The sequence below is a fragment of the Ensifer sp. CCNWLY38 genome, assembly GCF_037120565.1.
Classification (GTDB): Bacteria; Pseudomonadota; Alphaproteobacteria; order Rhizobiales; family Rhizobiaceae; genus Ensifer; species Ensifer adhaerens_H.
Genome location: NZ_JBBBBO010000004.1, coordinates 24733 through 48073 on the forward strand (window position 1 = coordinate 24733; position 23341 = coordinate 48073).

The 23341-nt window shown below is 63.0% G+C and carries 19 protein-coding genes; 11 read left to right on the forward strand and 8 right to left on the reverse strand.

Features of this window, described 5'->3' with window-relative positions; genetic code table 11:
- Positions 1–45: 45 nt before the first annotated feature.
- The 3 genes from guaD to V7S54_RS09740 all read right to left on the reverse strand — a co-directional run bounded on the left by guaD (position 46) and on the right by V7S54_RS09740 (position 3584).
- Complete coding sequence (gene guaD / locus V7S54_RS09730) at positions 46–1362, reverse strand: guanine deaminase (RefSeq protein WP_065374296.1); 1317 nt, start codon at positions 1360–1362, stop codon at positions 46–48.
- Positions 1359–2597, reverse strand: coding sequence for a urate hydroxylase PuuD (gene puuD, locus V7S54_RS09735; RefSeq protein WP_065374295.1), 1239 nt, complete (start codon positions 2595–2597; stop codon positions 1359–1361). The genes guaD and puuD overlap by 4 nt, the downstream gene beginning before the upstream one ends.
- 72 nt (positions 2598–2669) lie before the next feature.
- Positions 2670–3584, reverse strand: a complete 915-nt coding sequence (locus tag V7S54_RS09740; RefSeq protein WP_065374294.1) for a LysR substrate-binding domain-containing protein — start codon at positions 3582–3584, stop codon at positions 2670–2672.
- Positions 3585–3613: 29 nt separating this feature from the next.
- Here V7S54_RS09740 and V7S54_RS09745 point away from each other — a divergent pair, with 29 nt between their 5' ends.
- Positions 3614–3934, forward strand: coding sequence for a hypothetical protein (locus V7S54_RS09745; RefSeq protein WP_065374293.1), 321 nt, complete (start codon positions 3614–3616; stop codon positions 3932–3934).
- An 18-nt stretch (positions 3935–3952) separates the two neighbouring features.
- Here V7S54_RS09745 and xdhB read toward each other — a convergent pair whose 3' ends face one another.
- The 3 genes from xdhB to V7S54_RS09760 all read right to left on the reverse strand — a co-directional run bounded on the left by xdhB (position 3953) and on the right by V7S54_RS09760 (position 8654).
- Positions 3953–6289, reverse strand: coding sequence for a xanthine dehydrogenase molybdopterin binding subunit (xdhB, locus tag V7S54_RS09750; RefSeq protein ID WP_336408385.1), 2337 nt, complete (start codon positions 6287–6289; stop codon positions 3953–3955).
- 2 nt (positions 6290–6291) lie between these two features.
- Positions 6292–7767, reverse strand: a complete 1476-nt coding sequence (gene xdhA / locus V7S54_RS09755; protein WP_065374291.1) for a xanthine dehydrogenase small subunit — start codon at positions 7765–7767, stop codon at positions 6292–6294.
- Between the two features lie 110 nt (positions 7768–7877).
- Positions 7878–8654 (reverse strand): 3-hydroxybutyrate dehydrogenase, encoded by a 777-nt coding sequence (locus V7S54_RS09760; protein ID WP_057252991.1) that lies wholly within the window; start codon positions 8652–8654, stop codon positions 7878–7880.
- Between the two features lie 255 nt (positions 8655–8909).
- Here V7S54_RS09760 and glpK point away from each other — a divergent pair, with 255 nt between their 5' ends.
- From glpK to sbmA, 5 genes are all read left to right on the forward strand, one after another.
- A complete protein-coding gene (gene glpK, locus V7S54_RS09765) occupies positions 8910–10397 on the forward strand; it encodes a glycerol kinase GlpK (RefSeq protein ID WP_065374290.1) in 1488 nt (495 codons plus the stop codon).
- A gap of 165 nt (positions 10398–10562) precedes the next feature.
- Complete coding sequence (locus V7S54_RS09770; protein WP_065374289.1) at positions 10563–11621, forward strand: LLM class flavin-dependent oxidoreductase; 1059 nt, start codon at positions 10563–10565, stop codon at positions 11619–11621.
- A gap of 100 nt (positions 11622–11721) precedes the next feature.
- Positions 11722–12471 (forward strand): type I methionyl aminopeptidase, encoded by a 750-nt coding sequence (gene map / locus V7S54_RS09775; protein WP_065374288.1) that lies wholly within the window; start codon positions 11722–11724, stop codon positions 12469–12471.
- 134 nt (positions 12472–12605) lie between these two features.
- Positions 12606–13805: an MFS transporter gene (locus tag V7S54_RS09780; RefSeq protein ID WP_336408384.1), complete on the forward strand. Its 1200-nt coding sequence runs from the start codon at positions 12606–12608 to the stop codon at positions 13803–13805.
- Between the two features lie 163 nt (positions 13806–13968).
- Positions 13969–15228: a peptide antibiotic transporter SbmA gene (gene sbmA, locus V7S54_RS09785; protein ID WP_065374287.1), complete on the forward strand. Its 1260-nt coding sequence runs from the start codon at positions 13969–13971 to the stop codon at positions 15226–15228.
- A gap of 21 nt (positions 15229–15249) precedes the next feature.
- On the opposite strand, the gene V7S54_RS09790 is transcribed toward sbmA, so the two are convergent.
- Entirely contained in the window at positions 15250–16257 is a 1008-nt protein-coding gene (locus V7S54_RS09790) for a polysaccharide deacetylase family protein (protein WP_336408383.1), read from the reverse strand.
- Positions 16258–16477: 220 nt separating this feature from the next.
- Here V7S54_RS09790 and V7S54_RS09795 point away from each other — a divergent pair, with 220 nt between their 5' ends.
- From V7S54_RS09795 to der, 3 genes are all read left to right on the forward strand, one after another.
- Positions 16478–17065 (forward strand): NnrU family protein, encoded by a 588-nt coding sequence (locus V7S54_RS09795; RefSeq protein WP_065374286.1) that lies wholly within the window; start codon positions 16478–16480, stop codon positions 17063–17065.
- Between the two features lie 280 nt (positions 17066–17345).
- The gene (locus tag V7S54_RS09800) at positions 17346–18014 is read left to right on the forward strand and encodes a tetratricopeptide repeat protein (RefSeq protein ID WP_065374285.1); all 669 of its coding nucleotides are present in this window, start codon (positions 17346–17348) and stop codon (positions 18012–18014) included.
- Between the two features lie 391 nt (positions 18015–18405).
- Positions 18406–19839: a ribosome biogenesis GTPase Der gene (gene der / locus V7S54_RS09805; RefSeq protein ID WP_057253007.1), complete on the forward strand. Its 1434-nt coding sequence runs from the start codon at positions 18406–18408 to the stop codon at positions 19837–19839.
- Positions 19840–20118: 279 nt separating this feature from the next.
- Here der and V7S54_RS09810 read toward each other — a convergent pair whose 3' ends face one another.
- Positions 20119–21036, reverse strand: coding sequence for a sugar kinase (locus V7S54_RS09810; RefSeq protein ID WP_065374284.1), 918 nt, complete (start codon positions 21034–21036; stop codon positions 20119–20121).
- A gap of 197 nt (positions 21037–21233) precedes the next feature.
- Between V7S54_RS09810 and bglA the strand changes: the two genes are divergently transcribed.
- Both bglA and aac(6') read left to right on the forward strand, forming a co-directional pair.
- Positions 21234–22868 carry a beta-galactosidase BglA gene (bglA, locus tag V7S54_RS09815; RefSeq protein WP_065374283.1) on the forward strand — a complete coding sequence of 545 codons (1635 nt, stop codon included), beginning with the start codon at positions 21234–21236 and terminating at the stop codon, positions 22866–22868.
- Positions 22868–23332: an aminoglycoside 6'-N-acetyltransferase gene (gene aac(6') / locus V7S54_RS09820; RefSeq protein ID WP_065374282.1), complete on the forward strand. Its 465-nt coding sequence runs from the start codon at positions 22868–22870 to the stop codon at positions 23330–23332. The genes bglA and aac(6') overlap by 1 nt, the downstream gene beginning before the upstream one ends.
- Positions 23333–23341 lie beyond the last annotated feature (9 nt).

Genomic DNA, 23341 nt, shown 5'->3' on the forward strand with positions numbered 1-23341 from the left:
GAACGCAGAGAGGTCAATTTTCTTGACCTCTCTGGATTTGCGCGGTCACGCGGCGGCGAGCGCCGATTTCGCCGGCTTGCCGGCGACATAGGTTTCGACGATCGCGCGGTCGTCGCCCATGGTCTGCAGCAGGAAAAGCTCGTCGGCGAGCGAATTGACCACTTCGGCTCGCAGCGCCATCGCTGGCGTTGCCGCCATGTCGAGCACGACGAAGTCGGCATCGGTTCCGGCTTCGAGCGTGCCGATCCTGTCGACGAGCGAGAGCGCCTCGGCATTGCCGCGCGTCATCATGAAGAAACTGTCGAAAGGGTTCAGCCGCTCGCCCTGCAACTGCAGGATCTTGTAGGCCTCGTCGAGCGTCTTCAGCATCGAATAGCTTGTGCCGCCGCCGATGTCGGAGGCGACCGAGGTGCGCACCGGCTTGTCGCGGCGGGTAAGCGCCCGCAGCGGAAAGAGGCCGGAGCCGAGGAAGAGGTTGGAGGTAGGGCAGAAGACGGCGACCGAGCTGGTTTCGCTCATCGCATCCGCCTCGCGCTCGGAGAGATGGATGCAATGGCCGAAGAGGCTCTTGGGCCCGAGCAGGCCATAGCGGGCGTAGACGTCGGTGTAGTCCTTGGCTTCCGGATAGAGCTCGCAGGTAAAGGTGATCTCGTCGCGATTTTCCGACAGATGGGTCTGTACGTGCAGGTCGGGGAATTCGTGCACGAGCGACTTGGCGACGTCCATCTGCTCCGGCGTCGAAGTGATGGCGAAGCGGGGGGTGATGGCTACGTGGTTGCGGCCCTTGCCGTGCCATTCGCGGATGACGGCGCGGGTTTCGTCATAGCCCATCTGCGGCGTATCGAGCAGCCCTTGCGGGGCATTGCGATCCATCATCACCTTGCCGGCGACCATGCGCATGTCACGGCGCAGTGCCTCGGCGAAGAAGGCATCGGCGGACGCCTTGTGCACCGAGCAATAGGCGGTGGCCGTTGTCGTGCCATGGCGGACCATCTCGTCGAAGAAGCGGGTCGCGATGCGTTCGGCATGGGCGGTTTCGACGAAACGGCACTCTTCCGGGAAGGTGTAGGTGTTCAGCCACTCCAGCAGGTTGGCGGCATAGGAGGCCATCACCTGCATCTGCGGGAAATGCAGATGCGTGTCGATGAAGCCGGGCACGATCAGGTGCGGGCGATGATCGATTTCCGCGGCGTCTTCAGGCGCGCTTGTCTTCACCGCGGCGTAAGCGCCGCTTGCAAGGATCTGGCCACCCTCGACCAGAAGCGCGCCGTCGCTCTCGTAGCCATACGCGGCGCTGTCGTCGATCGACGTGGGCGCGCGGTGGAAGCTTAAGAGTCGGCCGCGGATGAGGGTGGTCGTCATTGTGTCTTGCCTTCCTCGAGGGCACTTTCGAACCAGGCTGTCAGCAGCTGGCGCTCGTCCGTCGTCATGTCTGTCACGTTACCAGGCGGCATCGCATGGCTGCGCCCGGCCTGGATATAGATTTCGCGGGCATGGGCGGCAATCTCCGCATCGCTTTCGAGCACCACGCCCTTCGGCGCCTGGGTGATGCCCTCATAAACGGGTTCTGCCGCGTGGCACATGGAACAGCGCGTCGAGACCGTATCCTTGACGGCGGGGAAGTGGGCGTTCTGCGCGAACCGCGTGAAAACAGGCGCCACCTCGGCCTTCTCGCCGCCGGTCAGCACCTTCGGCACGGTCGAGAGCCACATGATCAGGATGAAGAGGAGCGCGGTGACGAGCCAGGTCCAGGTCGGCCTGCCCTTGCGGGCATGGGTGGTGTTGAACCAGTGACGAATGGTGACGCCCATCAGGAAGACGAGTGCGGCGATGATCCAGTTGAAAGCCGTCGCGAAGGCCAGCGGATAGTGGTTCGACAGCATGAAGAAAATGACCGGCAGCGTCAGGTAGTTGTTGTGCAGCGAGCGCTGCTTCGCCTGGGCGCCGAGTTTCGGATCCGGCGTGCGGCCGGCAATCAGGTCGGCGACGACGATCTTCTGGTTGGGGATGATGATGAAGAAGACGTTGGCCGACATGATCGTCGCGGTAAACGCGCCAAGATGCAGGAAGGCGGCGCGGCCGGTGAAGACCTGCGTGTAGCCCCAGGCCATGACGACGAGCGCCGCATAGAGCAGCGCCATCAGCCCCCAGGTGTTGCCGCCGATCGGCGATTTGCAGAGCAGATCGTAGAATAGCCAGCCAATGCCGAGCGAGGCGAGCGAGATCAGGATCGCGGTCGTTGCCGAGATGTCGAGCACGTGCCGGTCTATGAGGAAGAGATCGGCGCCGCCGTAATAGACGATACAGAGCATGGCGAAGCCCGAGAGCCACGTCACATAGGATTCCCATTTGAACCAGGTGAGATGCTCGGGCATCGAGACCGGCGCCACCAGATATTTCTGGATGTGGTAGAAGCCGCCGCCATGCACCTGCCACTCCTCGCCATAGGCACCGGCAGGCAGGTGATCACGCTTCGTGAGGCCAAGGTCGAGGGCAATGAAATAGAAGGATGAGCCGATCCAGGCGATGGCGGTGATCGCATGCAGCCAGCGCACGGCAAAGGCCAGCCATTCCCAGGCAATGGCGAACTCGTACATTCAGATCCCCTTTGTCTTAATCGTTGCACCTTGCGCAAAAACGATCGACGGGAAAAGGGGGCAGGGCTCTCCTCAAGCGCTATTTGCGTGCAGGAAGCTCGGCGGGCAGAGTTCGCCGAGGATCCAGTCGCGAAAAATCCGGATCTTGGGCGTGTTGCGGCGCGCGTGCGGATAGGCGAGCCAGTAGTCGCAGCCGTCGCTGCAGCGCAGATCGAACGGCTGGTAGAGCCGGCCGAGCGCGACATCATCGGGATAGAATTCCGGCGTCAGAATGGCGACACCCTGTCCGGCGACGGCAGCGCGCGCCTCGAAGGTCTGCGCACCGAGCCGGCTGTGCGGCCGTCCCTCGAGATCGGGATCGTCGACCCCGGCGGCCTTGAACCACATCGGCCACCAGGGATCGCCGGCATCGATGATGCGAAGCTTCAGCAGATCGCGCGGCTCGTGCACGCCGCCGATGGTCTCGGCAAGCGCCGGGCTCAACATCGGGCTGAATTCGACGCGCATCAGCGGGTGCGTGTCGAGGCCGGGCCAAACGCCGCCACCGGAGCGTATGGCGAGATCGGCGGGCTCGCGGCTAAAATCGGTAAGCGAGTCGCTCGTCGTCAGCCGGACGGCAATATTCGGGTGGGCCAGCTGGAAACTGCCGATGTTGCGGGCGAGCCATTGCGAGGCGAAGGTCGGGGTCGAGCTGATCAAAAGCGCGCTGTCGATATCGCCGCGGGCATTGGAGACAGCTTCCTGCAGCATCTCGAAGGCTTCGGTCACACGCGGCGCCATGCGGTGGCCGACATCCGTCAGCGAGATCTGGCGAGGGCGGCGCAGGAACAGCGGCTCGCCGACATTCTCTTCGATCAATTTGACCTGGTAGCTGACGGCTGTCTGGGTCATGCCAAGCTCTTCACCGGCCTTGGTGAAGCTGCCGAGCCTTGCGACTGCTTCGAAGACCCGCAGCGCATTCAGCGGAAACTGCTTCGACATCTTCATGGATAAGTTCTCTTGATGCATGCAGACGGATGTTCGATTGGATTTCGATCCTCCTCCACGGCATCCTCCAAGTCAACTTCCCAAGACGAACAGGTGCTGAAATGACTTGCGACACTTTCGAACGTACTGAAAGAAAACCATTTCTTTCACTCGAGCCGGTCATTCGGCTCACGGCCGCCCTGTTCGGGGGGCTCGTTGCCGCCAAGCCGATGCTGGATGTCAACGCTCTCTCCGACCACATGAAGAGAGATATGGGTTTCATGGATGTTCATAGCCCCCACAGCGACGACGAGGAGGCGATGGCCAACGCCCGTCGCCTGCTCAGCATCAATGAGCTGCCGCGGATCTGAGGTAAATCCCGATGGCCGTCAGCGATCTCGCAGACGCTCGACGGCCATCAGCACGCGCTCCGGTGTTGCCGGGGCATCGAGCCGCGGACACTCGCGATAATCCGCGACACTGGCGACCGCCATGGAAAGCGCCTCCAGAACCGAGATCGGCAGCATGAAGGGCGGCTCTCCCACCGCCTTGGAGCGGCCGATCGTCTTCTCGGCATTGCTCGACCATTCGGCGAGCTTCACATTGAAGATCTTCGGCCGGTCGGAAGCGAGCGGGATCTTGTAGGTGGAGGGGGCGTGGGTGCGAAGCCGGCCCTTGTCGTCCCACCACAGTTCCTCCGTCGTCAGCCAGCCCATGCCCTGCACGAAGCCGCCCTCGATCTGGCCGATGTCGATCGCCGGGTTCAGCGAGCGGCCGACATCGTGCAGCACGTCGACACGGTCGACCATGTATTCGCCGGTCAGCGTATCGACAGACACTTCCGAAACCGACGCGCCATAGGCGAAATAGTAGAAGGGCGTGCCGCGGCCACTGGCACGATCCCAGTGGATCTTCGGTGTCTTGTAATAGCCGGCGGCCGACAGCTGGATGCGGCCCATATAGGCCTGCTTGATGAATTCGGGGAAGGGGATGAGCTCTTCGCCGATCTTCACATGGTTGGGCATGAAGCTGACATGATCAGGCGTCGTCTGCCAGCGCTCGCAGGCGAAGGCGACCAGCCGCTCCTTTATCTGGCGTGCGGCGTCATGAGCCGCCATGCCGTTCAAGTCCGAGCCCGAGGAGGCGGCGGTCGCAGAGGTGTTCGGCACCTTGCCGGTGGTTGTCGCGGTGATACGCACCCGGTCGAGGTCGACCTGGAAACTGTCGGCAATCACCTGCACCACCTTGATGTAGAGGCCCTGGCCCATCTCGGTGCCGCCATGGTTCAGGTGGATCGAGCCGTCCTGATAGATATGCACCAAAGCACCCGCCTGGTTGAAGGCAGTCATGGTGAAGGAGATGCCGAATTTCACCGGCGTCAGCGCGATGCCCTTGCGGATGATGCGGCTCGTCCGGTTGAAGTCGAGGATCGCCTGGCGACGCGCCTGATAGTCGGCGCTCTCCTCAAGCTCGGCGACGATGCGGGCAATGATGTTGTCTTCGACCTTCTGGTGGTAGGGCGTGACGTCCCGGCCCGAGCCGCTCTCGCCATAGAAGTTCAGCTTGCGGATCTCTAGCGGATCCTTGCCGAGCTGATAGGCGATCTCCTCGATGATGCGTTCGCCGCCGAGCATGCCTTGAGGCCCGCCGAAACCGCGATAGGCGGTGTTCGAGACCGTGTTGGTCTTCAGCGGCTGCGAGGTGAGCTTCACATGTGGGTAGAAATAGGAGCTGTCGGCATGGAAGAGTGCCCGGTCGGTCACCGGGCCGGAGAGATCTGACGAATAGCCGCAGCGCGCCGCATAGTTGGCGTGGACCGCGTGGATGCGGCCGTCGTCGTCATAGCCGACGTCGTAGTCGACCAGGAAATCGTGGCGTTTGCCGGTGGCGGTCATGTCCTCGTCGCGGTCGGGGCGGAATTTGACGGCGCGATTGAGCTTCTTTGCCGCAACCGCGGCAAGGGCGGCGAACTGGTTGCCCTGCGTTTCCTTGCCGCCGAAGCCGCCGCCCATGCGGCGGACGTTCACCGTCACCGCATTGGAGGGCACGCCAAGCACATGCGAGACCATGTGCTGGATCTCGCTCGGATGCTGGGTCGAGGACCAGACGGTGACCTCGTCGTCCTCGCCGGGAATGGCGAGCGCGATATGGCCTTCGAGGTAGAAGTGCTCCTGGCCGCCGATGCGCATTTGCCCTTTGAGCCTGCGTGGCGCTTTATCCAGCTCCGCCTCGGCGTCGCCGCGTTGCAGGTTCAGAGGCTGGGTCACCAGCTCGCCGCCATGGGCGACGGAGTCGAGGATGTCGGTGAAATGCGGCAGGTCGCGATAGGTGATATTCGCCAGCCGTGCGGCCCGGCGGGCGATGTCGCGGGTCTCGGCGATCACGGCAAAGGCCGGTTGCCCATGAAACTGCACGAGACCATCGGCAAGCACTGGCTCGTCATGCAGGTGGCTCGGGCTGATGTCGTTGGAATGCGGCATGTCCTTGGCGGTGAGCACGCAGACGACCCCGGGCACGGCGGCGACGGACGAGAGGTCCATCGCGGTGATCTCCGCATGCGCCCGGTCGGTCATACCAAGCGCGCCGTGCAACGTGCCCACGGGTTCCGGCATGTCGTCGATATAGTCGGCGGTGCCGGCCACGTGTTTGTGGGCGCTGTCGTGGCGCTGTGCCGCGTGCATCTCGCCCGATATCGCCTTGCGTTCCTCGAAGGTGGATTTGTCCATGATCATCTGTCTCCCGCGGCGTAGCGCACCAGTTGCGCGGGCTCGCCACCGCTTTCCAGGAAGAAACGCATCAAGAGGTTCTTCGCCGCCAGCATGCGGTAGTCGCTGGTCGCCCGCCAGTCGGTGAGCGGCTGGTAGTCGGTCTCGAAGGCGACTTGTGCTGCGCGAACCGTCTCCTCGGTCCAGGGCTTGCCGATCAGCGCCGCTTCCACATTCGTGGCTCGCTTCGGCGTGCCGGCCATGCCGCCGAAGGCGATGCACGCGGTTGCCACCCGGCCACCATCCAGCGACAGGCGGAAGGCGCCGAGAAGGGCGGAAATGTCCTCGTCGCGGCGCTTGGAGATCTTGTAGGCGGCAAAGAGTTCGTCGGCGGGCAGGCGCGGCACGAAGATGCTTTCGACGAATTCGCCTGGCTTACGGTCCTGCTTGCCGTAGGCGATGAAGAAGGTTTCGAGCGGCAGAGTCCGGCGCCCCTCCGTCGAGCGCAGCGTCACCGTCGCGCCGAGCACGATCAAGGGCGGCGGGCTGTCGCCGATCGGCGAGCCGTTGGCGACGTTGCCGCCGATCGTGCCCATGTTGCGCACCTGCTCGCCGCCGATCCGTTCGATCAGCGGACCGAGGCCGGGGAAGGTCCGGCTGAGGGCGTCAAAGGCTGAGGTGTAGCTGACGCCGGCGCCGATCGTCAGGCCAGCCTCGCTTTCTTCGATCCGCTGCAATTCGGCAATGCCGTTGATGAAGATGGCCGGGTTGATCGGCCGCATCTGCTTCGTCACCCAGAGGCCGACATCGGTGGAACCGGCAACGACCGTCGCGTCCGGATTGTCGGCAAGCGCTGTCGCCAGGCCGTCGCCGTCGCCAGGCACGATCAGACAGGTGTCGCCCTGGCGGATGGTTATGGTTTCGGTCGGTGTCAGAGCCTTCAGCCGGGCGGTGATCGCCGCACGTTTTCGCGCGATCGGGTCGAAGATTTCGGAGGGGCGCGCCTTTGCCGCCGCTTCCGCGGCGCGCACGATCGGCTCGTAGCCGGTGCAACGACAGAGGTTGCCTTGCAGCGCCTTTTCGATATCGGCGCGGCTGGGATCGTCGTTTGCGAGCCAAAGGCCATAGAGCGACATGACGAAGCCGGGCGTGCAGAAGCCGCATTGCGAGCCGTGGAAATCGACCATCGCCTGCTGCACCGGATGCAGCGTCCCGTCCTGGCCGGCAAGATGCTCGACCGTGACGACATGGGTTGCCTGCAGCGAGCCGAGGAAACGGATGCACGCGTTGACGGCTTCATAGACGAGCCTGTCGCCGGCAAGCCTTCCGACGAGCACGGTGCAGGCGCCGCAGTCGCCCTCCGCACAGCCTTCCTTGGTCCCGGTCAGCCGACGCTCCAACCTCAGGTAATCGAGCAGCGTCGCGGTCGGCGCGACGTCGGAAAGCGCGACCTCGCGATCGTTAAGGATGAAGCTGATGCTTCCGTTCGGCTGGGGCATGCCATTCGTTCCCTGAGCTGCTGCATATCACCTGAAATCACTTTGATCTTAGGTGGTTATGCAGAAAAGCAAAGGGCCGTGGAAATATTTGGCTGTGTCCGTGAGTGTGCCTATTGCGCCGTCCAGCCGCCGTCCATCGACACATGCGTGCCAGTGATCTGGGCGGCATCGTCGCCGGCGAGATAGACGGCAAGCGCTGCCACCTGTTCGACGGTGATGAACTTCTTGGTTGGCTGGCCCTTCAGCATCACGTCGTTGATGACCTGCTGTTCGGTGATGCCGCGGGTGCGCGCCTGATCGGGGATCTGCTTTTCGACGAGCGGCGTCAGCACGTAGCCCGGGCAGATCGAATTCGCGGTGATGCCGTTTTCGGCAACTTCTAGCGCGACGGTCTTCGTCAGGCCGAGGACGCCGTGCTTGGCCGCCACATAGGCCGCCTTGAAAGGCGAGGCGACGAGGCCATGGGCGGAAGCGATGTTGATGATGCGGCCCCAGCCTTTCGCCTTCATGCCGGGAATGGCGGCGCGGATCGTGTGGAAGGAGGAGGAAAGGTTGATCGCGATAATACGATCCCATTGCTCGATCGGGAAATCCTCGACCTTCTCGACATATTGGATGCCGGCATTGTTGACGAGGATATCGACGCTGCCGAAGTGCTCGGTTGCGGTCGCGATCAGATCAGCGATCTCGGCGGGCTTCGTCATGTCGGCGCCGTGATAAAGCACCGTTCCGCTCGTCAGCGCGCTGACGTCGTCCGTCGCTTGTCTGATCTCATCAGGACTGCCGAAGCCGTTCAGCACGATGTTGGCACCGCCCTTGGCGAAAGCCTTGGCGATCGCAAGCCCGATGCCACTCGTCGAACCGGTGATGACCGCTGTTTTCGTCATTGCTGCTCTCTCCCTTCGTGGCGCTACGGACTGCTTTGTTGCAGCGCAACGGCGCCAGCCTACGCGTAAAACGGGCGCACTGACAATTGTGTTTTTGAGCTCCGGGCCGCAGAGTTGCTGCGGGGGCCAGCGAAGCCGACCGGTTGCGTTTTGTTTTCGTTTGACATTCGTTTTGCCATCGTATTGAAGTTTTCGAAATGAGATCCCGCCCTTGAGGACGGGTGAATAAACATGCGTGTGGCCGGGGAGGGGCATATGGGCGGATATATTCTCGCGATCGATCAGGGTACGACCTCAAGCCGGGCGATCGTCTTCGACGGTCAGCAGCAGATCGCTGGCGCCAGCCAGAAGGAATTCAAGCAGCACTTCCCCAAATCCGGCTGGGTCGAGCACGATCCCGAGGAAATCTGGCAGACGGTTCTTTCGACGGTCCAGGAAGCGATCGCCAAGGCGGGCATCATCGCCGGCGACCTTGACGGCATCGGCATCACCAATCAGCGCGAGACCGTCGTCGTATGGGATCGCGAAACCGGCAATCCGATCCACAATGCCATCGTCTGGCAGGACCGCCGCACCGCGTCCTATTGCGACAGGCTGAAGAAGCAGGGGCTGGAAAAGACCTTCACCAGGAAGACCGGCCTGCTGCTCGATCCCTATTTCTCCGGCACCAAGCTCAACTGGCTGCTCACCAACGTCGACAGGGCCCAGGCGCGCGCTTCCAAGGGGGAGCTCTGCTTCGGCACGATCGACACCTTTCTCATCTGGCGGCTCACCGGCGGCAAGTCTTTCGTCACCGACGCCACCAATGCCTCGCGCACGCTCCTCTACAACATCTCGGAGAATGCCTGGGACGACGAACTGCTGAAGATCCTGAAAGTGCCGCGCGCCATGCTGCCGGAGGTCAAGGACTGCGCCGCCGATTTCGGCGTCACCGACCCGGCAATCTTCGGCGCCGCCATCCCGATCCTTGGCGTTGCCGGCGACCAGCAGGCGGCGACGATCGGCCAGGCCTGCTTCAAGCCGGGCATGCTGAAATCCACCTATGGCACCGGCTGCTTCGCACTGCTCAATACCGGCAAGGACATGGTGCGCTCGAAGAACCGGCTGCTCACCACCATTGCCTACAGGCTCGACGGCGAAACGACCTATGCGCTGGAAGGTTCGATCTTCGTTGCCGGTGCTGCCGTGCAATGGCTGCGCGACGGGCTCAAAGTCATCAAGGCGGCACCCGATACCGGGACGCTCGCCGAGAGCGCCGATCCGACGCAGGAAGTCTACCTGGTGCCGGCCTTCACCGGTCTCGGCGCGCCGCACTGGGACCCGGATGCGCGCGGCGCGATCTTCGGCATGACCCGCAACACCGGCCCCGCCGAGTTTGCCCGCGCCGCGCTCGAAGCGGTCTGCTACCAGACGCGCGACCTGCTCGAGGCGATGCACAAGGACTGGCGCAACAACGGCAAGGAAACGGTGCTGCGCGTCGATGGCGGCATGGTCGCCTCCGACTGGACGATGCAGCGGCTTTCCGACCTGCTCGACGCGCCCGTCGATCGGCCCGTCATTCTCGAGACCACCGCGCTCGGCGTCGCCTGGCTTGCCGGCAGCCGTGCTGGCGTCTGGCCGAAGCAGGAGGAGTTCGCCCAGTCCTGGGCGCGTGACCATCGCTTCGAGCCGGCCATGGACGAGAAGACGCGAAAGGCCAAGCTCAGGGGCTGGCGCAACGCCGTCAAGCGCACGCTGAGCTGAGAGCCCGGGCGGGGCGGTTTTCGCCCGCATCATCCGGTTCCTGCCAATCATCCGACACAGGCTCCATTCATGCTCATCCGGGAAACACAGCGTTTCCCGGATGAGCATTTGCTGCCCACGCGCGCGGCAACTATCTGTTGTCACAACAGAAATAGGACGGGCATCATGGAACTTGGGCTTTACACATTTGCGGATGTCGATCCGAATGCGGCAGACAAGGGCAAAGAGGGGCAGCGGCGCCTCAAGAACCTTCTCGAAGAGATCGAGCTTGCCGATCAGGTAGGCCTCGACGTTTTCGGTCTTGGCGAACATCACCGCCCTGACTATGCGGCCTCGGTACCCTCGGTCATTCTGGCCGCTGCCGCCGCAACGACGAAAAACATCCGGTTGACCAGCGCCGTGACGGTCTTAAGCTCCGACGATCCGGTGCGCGTCTTCCAGCAGTTCTCGACGCTGGACCTGATCTCCAATGGCCGCGCCGAAATCATGGCCGGCCGAGGCTCGTTCATCGAGTCCTTTCCGCTCTTCGGTCAGTCGCTCGACGATTACGACCAGCTCTTTGCCGAGAAGCTCGATCTGCTGATGGCGGTGCGCGATAGCGAGAAGGTCACCTGGTCGGGTGAAATGCGGCCGGCCATCCACGATCGCGGCATCTATCCCCGGCCGCTGCAGGAGGTGCTGCCGCTCTGGATCGCCGTTGGCGGCACGCCGCAATCGGTGGCGCGCGCCGGTGCGCTCGGCCTGCCGGTGGCGCTTGCTATCATCGGTGGCGAGCCGCGTCGTTTCGCACCGCTCTTTGACCTCTACCGCGAGGCGGCACGCCGCGCCGGTCAGGATCCGGCCAGGCTGAAGACCAGCATCAACGTGCATGGCTTCATCGCCGACACCACCGATATCGCCGCCGACCAGTTCTACGGACCGCAGGCCGAGGTGATGAACCGCATCGGCCGCGAGCGCGGCTGGGGGCCGACGAACCGGGCGCATTTCGACCAGGCGCGCAGCCCCAACGGGAACCTCTTCCTTGGCGACCCGGAGACGGTGGCGGAAAAGATCGTCGAGAACTGGAAGCTCTTCCGCAACGATCGTTTCCTGCTGCAGATGGCGATCGGGCCGATGCCGCATGACCAGATCATGCGCGGCATCGAACTTTATGGCACCAAGGTGGCGCCGCTGGTGCGCCAGGCGCTGGCCGAGGAGAAGGCAACGGCGCCAGCCACAGTCTGATAGCTCGAAGGCCGGCGCGATGATTGCTGCCGGCCTTCCTGCTCCGTGCTGGCATAACGTATGGCGACACGCTACATGTGAGCGCGAAAGCGAGACACGGATGACCCTCAACAACGAAGAAGATCTGCTGCGGCTGAAGGAAATCGGCCGCATCTGCGCCAATGCCTTGCAGGCGATGGGCGAGGCGCTGGAGCCCGGCATCACCACGGCGGAACTGGATGCGATCGGCCGCAAGGTGCTGGAAGACGCCGGCGCGCGCTCGGCGCCCGAGCTCTGCTATAATTTTCCCGGCGCCACCTGCATCAGCGTCAACGAGGAAATCGCCCACGGCATTCCCGGCAGCCGGGTGATCAAGGCCGGCGACCTCGTCAATATCGACGTCTCGGCCGAGAAGGACGGCATCTTCGCCGATACCGGTGCGTCGTTCCCGGTGCCGCCGGTCACGGCCGCGATCGACCGGCTCTGCCGCGATGGCAAGCGGGCGATGTGGGTGGGCCTCAAGCAGGTGCGTCCCGACCAGCCGCTGGCGGCGATCGGCAACGCCATCGGCGACTTCGCCCGCAAGAACCGCTATTCGCTCGTCACCAACCTCGCCAGCCATGGCATCGGCCGCTCGCTGCATGAGGAGCCGACCGAGATTGCCACCTGGCCAGATCCGCGCGAACGCCGCCGGATGACGGACGGCATGGTCTTCACCGTCGAGCCCTTCCTGTCGATGGGCGCGCAATGGGCCGAAGGCGGCAACGACGACTGGACGCTCTACAGCGATCCAAGAGCGCCAACGGTGCAATATGAACACACGGTCGTCGTCACGCGCGGCGGGCCGCTGGTCGTGACGCTGCCCGGCTAGATCAGGGATGCGATTGCGGCCGCCGCCGTCATCGCTCTTCTAACCCATTGAAATCGGCGATCGTTCGATTTCTTCAATAGGTCCTTCAATTATTGTCGTTTGTGGCGCGTCGTGTTGCGGTGCAATAAACTGACATGACCACGCTCGACAGACCGCTTCAGACCAATATCTCCGCCACGGCAATCGCCGGCGCCATTGCCATGGCCGTCGCCATGGGGTTTGGCCGGTTTTCCTACACGCCAATCCTGCCGGCGATGATGGCCGATCTGGGCTTGTCGCCCGGCGATGCCGGCCTCATCGCCTCGGCAAATTTCGTCGGATATCTCGCAGGCGCGATCCTTGCAGCCTATGGCTGGGCGCACGGACATGAACGGCGTATCGGCCTTATCGCGCTCGTCGCCACGACGGTGCTGCTTGCGGCCATGGGGCTCTCGTCCTCTGTCGCCGCGCTGGCGCTCATCCGGTTCCTGGCCGGCCTTGCCAGCGCCTTTGCGATGATCTTCATCTCCGGCATCGTGCTTGGCCATGGCCTGCTTGCACGATCGGAGCATGTGCCGGCCGTCCATTTCGGCGGCGTCGGCCTCGGCATCGCATTTTCGTCGCTCTGCGTCTGGGCAAACCCGCTTGCGGGCCATGCCGGCCTGACGACCTCCGTGGGCGACTGGTTCACCGGGGCTCTGGTTGGATTGATCGGGACCATTGTCGTCGCCGCACTTCTGCCAGGCGTTCCGTCGACCGGTGCGGGCACGATGCGCGAGAAGCCGCTTCGCTGGACGCGGCCGTTCACCGTGGTGACGCTGACCTATGCGCTTTTCGGTTTCGGCTACGTCATCACCGCTACCTTCCTCGTCACCATGGCGCGTGACCCGAGCGGCGGCCACAGTGTCGAGTTTCTCGCCTGGCTGCTGACGGGCCTTGCCGCCGCATTGTCCGTCTATCTCTGGCGCTTTGCCGTGCCGCGCTTCGGCCTTGCCGGTGTCTACGCAATCGGGCTTCTGGTCGAGGCGGTCGGGCTGGTGCTGACGGTCGGCCTGCCCTTGCCCTATGCGCCGCTCGCCGGCGGCCTGATGCTCGGGGCTACCTTCATGATGATCACGGCTTACGGCCTGCAGATCGGCCGACAACTTGCGCCGGAAAGTCCGCGCAAGGCGCTGGCACTGATGACCGCCGCCTTCGGAATCGGTCAGATTATCGGTCCCCTGGTCGCCGGTTGGCTGGCGGACCGCACCGGCAGCTTTTCCGCGCCAACCTTGATCGCGGCAGCCGTGCTCTTCCTCTGCGGCGGCGTCATCCTCGTCGAGTTGAAGCGGATTTCGGCAGCGCTAAGGCGCTGACGGATGCCATGGGCTGCGGCGGAAAAAGGTCTTGTTCGCCGCGGTTTGCCCGGATGAAATAACAGTAACGTTTATATTATCCGATTGTTGACGACGGCGCTTTGCCCTAGTTTCGGCGCTTCGAGCGGTGACATATCGCCTTACCGAAACGTGAGTAGACCCCTTGTTCGTATCCTTCTTTCCGAAGCCGAAGCTTTTCTTCATTTCATTCGTCGTCTGGTCACTGATTGCCATTGCCTTCTGGTATGGCGGAGGTGAGCAACTCGGCGCGGTCTTCGGCATGCCGCCATTGCCGTCGGACGCGCCTCCAATTGTTGGCATTTCCGCCTTCTGGTCGCCCGCCTTTATCTGGTTCTACATCTACTTTGCGCTGGTCGTCGGACTGTTCACGGCGTTTTGGTATGTCTATTCGCCGCATCGCTGGCAGAGTTGGTCGATCCTTGGGTCGGCTCTCATTCTCTTCGTCACCTATTTTCAGGTGCAGGTGAGCGTAGCGATCAACAACTGGTACGGACCGTTCTGGGACTTGATCCAGGCGGCGGTTTCCAAATCGAAGGTGGTGACGGCGGACGAGTTCTATGGCCAGATCGCCGTCTTTCTTGGCATCGCGCTTGTTGCCGTTGCCGTCGCGGTCATGACCCGCTTCTTCGTCAGCCATTATATCTTCCGGTGGCGCACGGCGATGAACGAATACTACATGGTCCACTGGGGCAAGCTGCGCCATATCGAGGGTGCCTCGCAGCGTGTGCAGGAAGACACGATGCGCTTTTCGACCACGGTCGAAGGTCTGGGCGTCAGCCTGATCGACAGCGTCATGACGCTGATTGCCTTCACGCCGGTGTTGATCCGCCTGTCGGCCAACATCACGGAACTGCCGATCGTCGGCGCCATTCCCTATCCGCTGGTGACGGCTGCGGTGCTCTGGTCGCTGTTCGGTACGGTGTTCCTCGCCGTCGTCGGCATGAAGCTGCCCGGCTTGGAATTCCGCAACCAGCGTGTGGAGGCCGCCTATCGCAAGGAACTGGTATACGGTGAGGATCATGCCGACCGTGCCCAGCCGCCGACGGTCGCCGATCTTTTCGACAACGTTCGCCGAAATTATTTCCGGCTGTACTTCCACTATCTCTACTTCAACATTGCCCGCATCTTCTACTTGCAGATCAACAACATCTTCTCGCTGTTGATCCTTGCGCCATCCATCATTGCCGGCAAGATCAGCCTTGGCGCATTGAACCAGATTTCCGGCGCCTTCGGGCAGGTGACTTCGTCGTTCCAGTATCTGGTTTCGTCCTGGCCGACGATCGTCGAGCTCCTGTCGATCTACAAGCGCCTGCGCGCCTTCGAGGCGACGATTGACGATGCGCCCCTTCCGGAGATCGATCAGAAGTTCATCGAAGTTGGCGGCGAGGAAGAGCTGGCTTGAGCCCGCCGCTGCAGCAAGCGATCAGAAGGCGGAGCGACCCGCCTTCTTTTTTGCCTGCTCGATGACAGGCAAGGCCTGGGCATAGCTGACACAGGCGACGTCGGGTTTTCCGCAGACTTCCGAGAGCAGTCGATCAAGGGCGCGCCAGTAGGCGCCGCCGTTCATTTCGACAAAGTGGAAACCGAGCTGCAGGGGAATGCGGTCGCCGCCATATTCGCGGTCGAAGGCTTTCCGGTAGGCCTCGTAGGTGCGCTCCTCGAAGCGGGCGCTGTCCTTCTTGTTCTCGACACCCATCGAGTGGCGGACGAAGAGATTGTAGTCCATGCCGATAACGGGGCGCTGCGACGGTCCCTCGGGGATCAGCGGCAGGCCGAAGCGCGGCAGGCCGTCCTTCGTCGTCGGCCAGCCCGGTCCCTTGGTGACCAGGCTTGCGTCATAGGTGAAGTTTGCCGCCTTCAGCGCCGGCAGCAGGCCGTCGCTTAGCGATAGATAGGGGGCACGGAAGCCTTTGATGCCGGTCTTGGCGAACTCGGCCCAGCCGGCCGGTTCCGCCTCAGGCTTGCCGGCTTTCTTCCAGGCGTCGCTGAGCGCCGCATTGAAGGTCGAAAATTCGCTCTGCCAGTCGGCCTTGCTCCAGCCCTTGCCGTCGAAATGACCGCAGGCGTGGCTGGCGAGGTCGTGACCATCAAGGTGGGCCTGCCAGATATGGCCGGCGCGTGCTGCAATCTCCTCGCGGCTCTGGGCGAAGCCGACATTGGAGCGGCCGGGCTTTTGGCCCGGCGGCCTGTAGGTTTCCTTGCCGTCGGCCCGGGTCATCAGGAAGGTGCAGGAGAGGAAATAGGTGAAATGTGCGCCGGTGCGCTTGGCCATCGCCAGGCTCTTTTCCCAAAGCGCGTTGTCATGGGCACCGTCGAAGGAGACGATGACAAGCTGCCGGTCAGCGGCGGGGACGGTGGCCGGCGTCGCCGGTTCGGCCCGCGCAAGCGCAGGAACCAGGGCAAGGGAAAAGGCGAGAAATGTTCGGATCATGATCAACTGCAGCAATGAATTTTTGTCGCAGATGGTTCGAAATTGCGGCATTCCTTTGATCGGGCTGGAAAAAAGGCGCCATCAAGGCTACTCCATAGCAACCTGGACTGGAATCGGTCCAAAGGCGAATGGCATAGAAAATCAAAGAGCTACAGCGCCCAAGCGCGCCAGATCCGGCACGCGACGCTATCTCCGATATCTCGAACAAAGCGGTGGCCCCATGGCGATACTCGTTCTCGGCATCATCATCTTTCTCGGCATGCATCTCATCCGCGTGGTTGCGCCCGGCTTTCGCGCCGGCATCATCGAGCGTCGCGGCAAGGGCACCTGGATGGGGATCTATGCGATCCTCAGCCTCATTGGCCTCTGTCTGATCATCTATGGTTTCGGCCAGGCCCGCACTGAAACGGGCATGCTCTACGATCCGCCGGTGTTCCTGCGCCACATAGCGCTGCTCCTGATGCTCTTCGCCTTCGTCTTCCTTGCTGCAGGCTTCCTGCCGGCGGGCCGCATTGCGGTGGCGGTCAAGCATCCGCAGATCCTGTCGATCAAGACCTGGGCTTTGGCGCACCTGCTGACAAACGGCGAGACGTCCTCGGTCCTGCTTTTCGGCTCGTTTCTCGCCTGGGCGGTGATCCTGCGTATCTCGTTGAAGCGCCGCGAGCGGGCAGGGGAGCGCGTGCTGCCGGTGTTCAAGTCATCGATGAACGACGTGCTGGCCATCGTCATCGGTCTCGTCGCCTACGGGCTCTTCGTCTGGAAGCTTCACGAGTGGTTGATCGGGGTTGCCCCCGTGGTGATGGGCTAAGGCAATTCCAGCAAAAGTGCGCAGCGGTTTTGCGTCCCGACTTGCGTGTAACAAAAAATTTAGAGCGTCGGAGGTGACTTCGTGTCGACCCTAGGCGCTCTAAATAACGTCGGCCCCCTTACAAGCGCCGCAAAATCGGGTAGAAGGCGCAAAATCCATGAGAGCGCGATGCGTGCGCTAGAACGCGTCGTACGTGCTCGAACAGTTTGAGATTGTGCGCTGTTCCCGTCGATGACGGTCGGAATGGCGTACCAGTGGGCAGGCAAGGCCGGGGCAGTAGATGGCGAACCAAGACGACAGCTTTATCCGCGAGGTCAATGAGGAACTGCGTTCCGACCAGATGAAGAGCATCTGGGCTCGTTTCGGCGGTCTCATCGCGGCGATCGCCGTGCTTATCGTTCTCGGCACCATCGGCAAGGTCGGGTTCGAGTACTGGCAGGAGGGGGCCTCCTCGAAGTCGGGCGACGCCTTCCTGCAGGCGCTGAACCTCGCCAAGGAAAACAAGACGGACGAGGCGCTCGCTGCCTTGAACGCGCTTGAGAAGGACGGCTACGGCGCCTATCCGGTGCTGGCCCGTCTGCGTGCCGCAACGCTTCAGGCCCAGAAGGGCGACACCGATGCGGCGGTGAAGGCATTCTCCGCCATCGGCAAGGACGGCAGCGTTCCGGTTGCCATTCAGGAAGCGGCGCGACTGCGTGCGGCCTATCTGCTCGTCGATGCCGGCAGCTACGATCAGGTTTCGGCCGAAGTCGAGCAACTCGCGACGCCGCAGAACAACATGCGCCACTCGGCGCGCGAAGCGCTTGGTCTCTCGGCCTACAAGGCCGGCGACTACGCCAAGGCGAAGACCTGGTTCCAGCAGATCGTCGACGACACGCAGAGCCCGCGCAACATCACCGGTCGCGCCCAGATGTTGCTCGACGTGATCACGGCCAGCGGCAAGGCCTAAGGTTTCCGCCCATTCCGCGTGGATGGGCACAGGGTGCACGACCCTTTCGAATCAGCGCATGATCCCAAAATCGATCTCGATCTTGGGGTTGTGCGCTAAAGCATTTAAAGCAGTCCCAGCAAAAGCGCGTAGCGGTTTTGCGTCCGGGACTGCGAAAGACAGACAGGCAGTTCCAACAAAAGTGCGCAGCGGTTTTGCGTCCGGGACTGCGGAAGGCAGACAGGCAGTTCCAGCAAAAGTGCTTAAGCGGTTTTGCGCCCGGGACTGCGTAAGCAATCAGAAAGCCGCTCCCAGCAGAGAGGCTCTGGCGCCGCCTAGATGCGGCAGAGAAAGAGATATGAGCGCGGCCGGCCGATCGGCAGCGGCGCTCCTAGCGGAAACGGATAGATCCATGAGCTTCACCGTCGCCATCGTCGGGCGTCCCAATGTCGGCAAGTCCACCTTATTCAACCGTCTGGTCGGCAAGAAGCTGGCGCTCGTCGACGACACGCCGGGCGTCACCCGTGACCGCCGGCCGGGCGAGGCGAAACTGATCGACCTGCGCTTCCGCATCATCGACACGGCCGGCCTCGAGCAATCGGGGCCCGACACGCTGCAGGGTCGCATGTGGGCGCAGACCGAGGCCGCGATCGACGAAGCCGATCTTTCGCTGTTCCTGGTCGATGCCAAGGGCGGCCTGACGCCGGCGGACGAAACGCTGGCCGAAATGCTGCGTCGCCGCGGCAAGCCGGTGGTGCTGGTCGCCAACAAGTCCGAAGCGCGTGGCTCCGACGGCGGCTTCTACGATGCCTTCACGCTCGGCCTTGGCGAACCTTGCCCGATCTCGGCCGAACACGGCCAGGGCATGCTCGATCTGCGCGACGCGATCGTCGCTGCGATCGGCGAAGAGCGGGCCTATCCGCCGGAAGACGACGTGGCCGAGACCGATATCGATCTGCGCCCGACGTTCAAAGACGAAGAGGGCGAAGAGGAAGAGGCGGAGACAGCCTATGACGAGACCAAGCCATTGCGCGTGGCGATCGTCGGCCGCCCGAACGCCGGCAAGTCGACGCTGATTAACCGCTTCCTCGGTGAAGACCGGCTGCTGACCGGCCCGGAAGCCGGCATCACCCGCGATTCCATTTCCGTCGAGTGGGATTGGCGCGGCCGCACCATCAAGATGTTCGACACCGCCGGCATGCGCCGCAAGGCGAAGGTACAGGAGAAGCTCGAAAAGCTCTCGGTTGCCGATGCGCTGCGCGCGATCCGCTTTGCCGAAACGGTTGTCATCGTCTTCGACGCGACCATTCCCTTCGAGAAGCAGGACCTGCAGATCGTCGATCTCGTGCTGCGCGAGGGCCGCGCCGCGGTGCTCGCCTTCAACAAGTGGGATCTGGTCGAGGACTGGCAGGCGGTGCTTGCCGACCTTCGCGAAAAGACCGAGCGGCTGCTGCCGCAGGCACGCGGCATCCGCGCCGTGCCGATCTCCGGCCACACCGGCTATGGCCTCGACCGGCTGATGCAGGCCATCATCGAAACGGACAAGACCTGGAACCGCCGCATCTCCACCGCGCGGCTCAACCGTTGGCTGGAATCGCAGACGGTTCAGCATCCGCCACCGGCCGTGTCCGGTCGCCGCCTGAAATTGAAGTACATGACGCAGGTGAAAGCCCGTCCGCCGGGCTTCATGATCTCCTGCACGCGTCCCGATGCGCTGCCGGAATCCTACGTGCGCTACCTGATCAACGGCCTGCGCAACGATTTCGACCTACCGGGCGTGCCGATCCGCATGCATTTCCGCGCGGGCGACAACCCTTACGAATCCAAGGCGAAGAAGCGCCGATAGGCGCTTCCCAGACTGCTACAAACCTTGAAGATGGTTTTCTGGCGATAGCGCGACCCCAATCTCCCCTCATCCTCGCCCCCGTGGCGGGGATCCAGCGACCCGACGTCCGTCGGTTCAGAGATCCTTCAGCCCAAGGACTTGGGCTGGCTAGATTCCTGTGACAAGCACAGGAATGACGGAGATTTTGGCTGGCGCAAAGGTTTTTCCGGCAAGCTTACAACTATCAGAAATATCTTAATCAGCAGCCTGAGAAGCGCCGTTGGCCCTTTCTTCTGCCACCTACGCCGCAGGTAGCCTCTCCCTGGCGACCAGTGCGCCATGATGACCGATGACGCCGGCGGCGACACTTGCCGCAAAGGCTGCCGCCTTAGCCGGTTGATCACCGGCGACAAGGCGGGCGACGAAGGCGCCATTGAAACTGTCGCCGGCGCTGGTCGTATCGACGACGCGGTCGACCGGTGTGGCCGGCACATGTTCAGCCGGCGCATCGCCGAAGGCGAGCGTCACGCCCTTTTCGCCATCTTTCACGACGACATTGGCGGCGCCGAGGCTTTTGTAGCGCGCAATCGTCGCCTCGATCGAGGCGTCGCCGAAATGGGTGACTTCGTCGTCGAAGCTCGGCATCACGAGGCTTGCGGCGCGGGCGCCATCGGTCAGCGTCCGGCGCATGCGCTCGGCATCGTCCCAAAGGCGCGGGCGGATGTTCGGGTCGAAGACCACTTGGCTGCCGGCTGCTTTCGCACGGCGCAGTTCCGACAGCAGCGTCTCGACCGCGTCTGGGGCAAGGATCGCCAGCGTGATACCGGAATAGAGGATCAGGTCGGAGCCCTCGATCGCGCGCCTGAGATGATCGGCATCGTCGGCGAGCAGCTTGGCTGCCGAGTGCGAGCGCCAGTAGGAGAAGCTGCGCTCGCCGTCCTTCAAATGGATCATGTAGAGCCCGGCCGAGCGGTTCTCGATCCGGCGCACGGCCGAAGTGTCGATCGCTTTTTCCGCCATGAAGGTCAGCATTTCGTCGGAGACCGTGTCGGTGCCGACGGCGGAGCAATAGCCGACGGTCCAGTCATCAGGCATGAAGAGGCGAGCATAATAGGCGGCGTTGAAGGTGTCGCCGGCATAACCTTTGCGCAGCAGCCCGCCTTCCGCCTGCATGAGCTCGACCATGCACTCCCCGATCGCAAGCATCTTCCCGGCCAACGACTTTCCTCCTCACAACATTTCGCCTGAGACGGGATAAGGGGCTCCGCCGATCTCGGCAAGAGATTGTTTCTGGTGAAGGGCTCGCGGCGGACCGAGAGGAAGGAACGGCGTTTACTCCCGCGCCGGGCGGCGATACACCTTGGCTCCTCATCATCCCGCTCTGGCGTGGAGCATCGGTCTTCAAGGGGCATTTCATGACGTCTCGGCAGGCATCGAATGACGATTGGTGGCGCGGCGCGGTGATCTACCAGGTCTATCCGCGTTCCTTCCAGGACACCGACGGCGACGGCATCGGCGATCTCAAGGGCGTTACCCGGCGGCTGCCGCATATCGCCTCTCTCGGCGTCGACGCGATCTGGCTGTCGCCGTTCTTCACCTCGCCGCAGGCCGACATGGGCTATGACGTATCGGACTATTGCGACGTCGACCCGATGTTCGGAACGCTCGCCGATTTCGACGATATGCTTGGCGAGGCCCATCGTCTCGGCCTCAAGGTGATCATCGATCAGGTGATCTCGCACACGTCCGACCGGCACCCCTGGTTCGCCGAGAGCCGCTCGAGCCGGACGAACGGGAAAGCCGACTGGTATGCCTGGGCGGATCCGAAGCCGGATGGCACTGCGCCCAACAACTGGCTGTCGATCTTCGGCGGCCCCGCCTGGGAATGGGACGGGGTGCGGAAGCAGTACTACATGCACAATTTCCTCGGCTCGCAGCCGGACCTCAACTTCCACAATCCGGCGGTACAGGACGCCGTGCTCGATACCGCCCGCTTCTGGCTCGATCGCGGCGTCGACGGGTTCCGCCTCGATACGGTGAACTTCTATTTTCACGACCGGTATCTGCGCGACAACCCGCCGCTCGTGCCCGATCCGGACGCCACCAGCAACGATGCGCCCGACGTCAATCCCTATGGCATGCAGGACCATCTCTACGACAAGAGCCAGCCGGAGAATGTCGCTTTCCTCCAGCGCTTCCGGGCGTTGCTCGACCGCTATGAGGGCCGTATGACGGTGGGCGAAGTCGGTGACGGCGCCCGCTCGCTGAAGACGGTGGCTGCCTACACCGGCGGCGGCGACAAGCTCAACATGTGCTACACCTTCGACCTCCTCGGTCCGGACTTCACCGCGGCCCATATCCGCCGCTGCGTCGAGAATTTTCAGAAGGCCGTCACCGACGGCTGGGTCTGCTGGGCCTTCTCCAACCACGACGTGACGCGTCATGTCAGCCGCTTCGCTAGGAACGAAGCAGAGCGGGAGAGGGTGGCGCGGCTGGCGATCACGCTGCTTTCCAGCCTGCGCGGTTCGATCTGCCTCTACCAGGGCGAAGAGCTGGGACTGCCGGAAGCCGAGCTTGCCTTCGAGGACCTGCGCGATCCCTATGGCATCCGGTTCTGGCCTTCGTTCAAGGGGCGGGACGGTTGCCGGACGCCGATGGTCTGGGAAGAGGCGGCGGCCAATGCCGGCTTTACCGGCGGCAAGCCTTGGCTGCCGGTGCCGGCTGAACACCGCCGCCTGGCCGTGGATGCCCTGGCCGCGGGCGTGGATACGACCCTCGACCACTACCGGGCGGCGCTCGCTTTCCGCAAATCGCTACCGGTTCTGCACGATGGCGCGATGCGTTTCCTCGACAGCAACAGCGACCTCCTGGCCTTCGTTCGCGAAAAGGATGGCGAGCGCCTGCTGTTTGTGTTCAACCTCACCCGCGAGCCGCAGGCGTTTCTGCCGCCCGTTGCGGTGCACCCCCTGGATTTGCCCGGATATCCGGCGCGCCTCGAAGCAGGTAGCATCCAGGTTGACGGATTGTCGGCCTTCTGCGGGAAGCTTTGATGCGCGTATTGTTGATGGATGGCGAAACCATCGGCCGCTGGGTCGAGATGCGTCTGGCGCTTTGGCCGGATACGCCGGAAGCGGAGCATCGCGCGGAAATCGAATCCTCTCTTGCCGAGACTGATCGCTATGCGTCGTTCCTCTGCGAGGACGAGGCTGGTGTTGCCGCTGGTTTTGCCGAGGCGTCGATCCGCAGGGACTATGTCAACGGCTGCGAAACCTCGCCCGTGGCCTTTCTCGAAGGGATTTATGTGTTGCCCGGATATCGTCGTCGCGGCGTGGCGCGTGCGCTGATCACGGCGGTGGAACGCTGGGCTATATCGCAAGGGTGCCAGGAACTCGCGTCCGACACGGCGACCGACAATCTCAGGAGCCAGAGCCTGCACATGGCGCTTGGTTTCGAGGAGACGGAGCGCGTCGTCTATTTCCGCAAGGAACTGTCGCCGGCCGTGGCAGACAATTGAGGCTCCCGC

What these genes read in the sequence shown, in the direction of transcription:
- guaD (WP_065374296.1), bottom strand. Translation starts at nt 1,362, where the DNA reads ATGACGACCACCCTCATCCGCGGCCGACTCTTAAGCTTCCACCGCGCG.
- map (WP_065374288.1), top strand. Translation starts at nt 11,722, where the DNA reads ATGACCCTCAACAACGAAGAAGATCTGCTGCGGCTGAAGGAAATCGGC.
- xdhB (WP_336408385.1), bottom strand. Translation starts at nt 6,289, where the DNA reads ATGGACAAATCCACCTTCGAGGAACGCAAGGCGATATCGGGCGAGATG.
- V7S54_RS09770 (WP_065374289.1), top strand. Translation starts at nt 10,563, where the DNA reads ATGGAACTTGGGCTTTACACATTTGCGGATGTCGATCCGAATGCGGCA.
- glpK (WP_065374290.1), top strand. Translation starts at nt 8,910, where the DNA reads ATGGGCGGATATATTCTCGCGATCGATCAGGGTACGACCTCAAGCCGG.
- V7S54_RS09745 (WP_065374293.1), top strand. Translation starts at nt 3,614, where the DNA reads ATGTTCGATTGGATTTCGATCCTCCTCCACGGCATCCTCCAAGTCAAC.
- V7S54_RS09790 (WP_336408383.1), bottom strand. Translation starts at nt 16,257, where the DNA reads ATGATCCGAACATTTCTCGCCTTTTCCCTTGCCCTGGTTCCTGCGCTT.
- puuD (WP_065374295.1), bottom strand. Translation starts at nt 2,597, where the DNA reads ATGTACGAGTTCGCCATTGCCTGGGAATGGCTGGCCTTTGCCGTGCGC.
- V7S54_RS09795 (WP_065374286.1), top strand. Translation starts at nt 16,478, where the DNA reads ATGGCGATACTCGTTCTCGGCATCATCATCTTTCTCGGCATGCATCTC.
- V7S54_RS09740 (WP_065374294.1), bottom strand. Translation starts at nt 3,584, where the DNA reads ATGAAGATGTCGAAGCAGTTTCCGCTGAATGCGCTGCGGGTCTTCGAA.
- V7S54_RS09780 (WP_336408384.1), top strand. Translation starts at nt 12,606, where the DNA reads ATGACCACGCTCGACAGACCGCTTCAGACCAATATCTCCGCCACGGCA.
- xdhA (WP_065374291.1), bottom strand. Translation starts at nt 7,767, where the DNA reads ATGCCCCAGCCGAACGGAAGCATCAGCTTCATCCTTAACGATCGCGAG.
- V7S54_RS09760 (WP_057252991.1), bottom strand. Translation starts at nt 8,654, where the DNA reads ATGACGAAAACAGCGGTCATCACCGGTTCGACGAGTGGCATCGGGCTT.
- bglA (WP_065374283.1), top strand. Translation starts at nt 21,234, where the DNA reads ATGACGTCTCGGCAGGCATCGAATGACGATTGGTGGCGCGGCGCGGTG.
- V7S54_RS09800 (WP_065374285.1), top strand. Translation starts at nt 17,346, where the DNA reads ATGGCGAACCAAGACGACAGCTTTATCCGCGAGGTCAATGAGGAACTG.
- der (WP_057253007.1), top strand. Translation starts at nt 18,406, where the DNA reads ATGAGCTTCACCGTCGCCATCGTCGGGCGTCCCAATGTCGGCAAGTCC.